General features: G+C 67.3%; 2 protein-coding genes. Both read right to left on the bottom strand.

All coding sequences use genetic code 11. The features are described from left to right. Positions 1-948, bottom strand: a 948-nt coding sequence (locus FJ251_16025) for a S1 RNA-binding domain-containing protein (GenBank protein ID MBM4119208.1), incomplete at its 3' end; no start/stop codon positions are given. A gap of 104 nt (positions 949-1,052) precedes the next feature. After that, positions 1,053-1,854, bottom strand: an 802-nt coding sequence (locus tag FJ251_16030) for a hypothetical protein (protein ID MBM4119209.1), incomplete at its 5' end; no start/stop codon positions are given.

Genomic DNA, 1,854 nt, shown 5'->3' on the forward strand with positions numbered 1-1,854 from the left:
GAGCGCCTCGGTGTGGTCGAACACGAGGTAGCCGCCGCGCTTGAGCCAGACCTGCCGCTGCAGACTCTGCTCCAGTTCGCTGCTGATGCCGAAGGCGTCGAAGATGGGCAGCTCCTCGCGATAGTAGAGCACCCGGTTCTCCAGCTCGGGCGCGAAGGTGCGCACGTAGTCGACCAGCTGCGCGTGCTCCACTTCGTGATCGATGAGCAGGCGCTTGACTTCCTCGTTGAAGATGTCCCGCACGAGACCGATGACGAGGCCGACCTCTTCGCGCAGACGCACGGGGGCCTTGCGGCCCTTGGTCTTCTCGACGATTTCCTGGTGCCGGGCGTGCAGGGCGCGCACGTCCTCCTCGAGCTGCTCCTCTTCCACCCGCTCGCCAGCCGTGCGCACGATCACCGCGTAGCCCTTGGGCCGGCAGCGCTGGATGATGCGCTTCAGGCGCGTGCGCTCGTTGCGATCGAGGATCTTGCGGCTGACGCCGATGTAGTCCATGCCGGGCATCAGCACGCAGAACTTGCCGGGCAGGGAGAGCTGGGCGGTCAGGCGCGGTCCCTTGGTGCCGATCGGCTCCTTCGTGACCTGGATGACGACCTCGTCGCCCTTCTTGAGCAGGCTCTCGATGGGCGGGTAGCTGGCGGCCTCGCGCCGGCCGCGGCCGTTCTTGCCGGCCCGCTCCTCGTCCAGGTCGAGATCCTTGAGGCGCTCCGGGTCGCCCTCGCCCCAGGCGAGGTCCGAGACGTGCAGGAAGCCGGCCTTCTCGTAGCCGATGTCGACGAAGGCGGCCTGGATGCCGGGCAGGACCGCCTTGACCAGCCCCTTGTAGACGTCGCCGACGATGTGCTTGCTGTCGCCGCGCTCGACGAGGTACTCGACCAGCTCGTGGTTCTCGAGCACGGCTACCGCGACCTCGGTCGCGCCGACGTGGACGAAGATCTCCCGTTGCATGCCACCCCTTAGCGTTCACGCGCAAGGGGCGCCAGCCGCGCGAGGGGGCGCTTCGCACCGGCGGGGAAGCGGGCGGCCGGAGCGGCCCGCCGGACGCGGATCTACTACTCGGGCAGCGGCTCGACGGTGATCATCACCCGGCGCAAACCCGCGGGGAACAGCCAGCCCTCGTAGAGCAGCTGTCTCCCGTCCGGGGTGAAGCGGGCGAAGAGTTCCTGTCCGGGAGCGTTCGTCACACGGTGCACCGTGCCGTCGGCCTCGCGAATGAAGAGGTCGGCGCTCCCGTACTGGCTCGAGCTGTAGACGATCCTGCCCCCGTCGTCGGCATAGGCCGGGTAGGCCTCCAGCGCCGCGGAGTTGGTCAGGTTCGTGCTCGGGCTGAGACCGTTGACTTCATCCGCCGTGAATGCCAGGGGCAGTCGGTGGATGTCGCCGTTCTGCACGTAGATCAGGTCACTTCCCGTCGGGTTGAAGAATGGCTGGCGGCCCCTGTCGTTGGTCAGGGAGATGGGCTGCACCGTCGTGTCGGGCAGCCCACCCGCTCCAATCCTCACAACCCAGATCCCGTTTCGACTGTACTCGGCATCCTCGTCGCTGATGCCGTCCTCGTCGTCGTCGCGCACGGGATCGTAGTCTTCCTTGGCCAGCGCGCGCGTGTTCGCGTGCTTGACCTGAAGGTCCAGCAGATCGCCGAGGAGATCCGTGTCGGTCGCCTCGTCGCCGGGGCCGCCAGGATAGCCGTCCCCGTTCATGTCGCCCGGCTGATCCTCGTCGATCTGACCATCGCCGTCATTGTCGATGAGATCGAGCAGGTCCTCGTCGATGAGGCCGTCCTCGTCGTCGTCCCAGGCGGGCAGGTAGTTCTGGAGCATCCAGGCGTAGCTGTACGGCGCCGGACTCGTGACC

It is taken from the genome of bacterium (genome assembly GCA_016873475.1).
Classification (GTDB): Bacteria; Krumholzibacteriota; Krumholzibacteriia; order JACNKJ01; family JACNKJ01; genus VGXI01.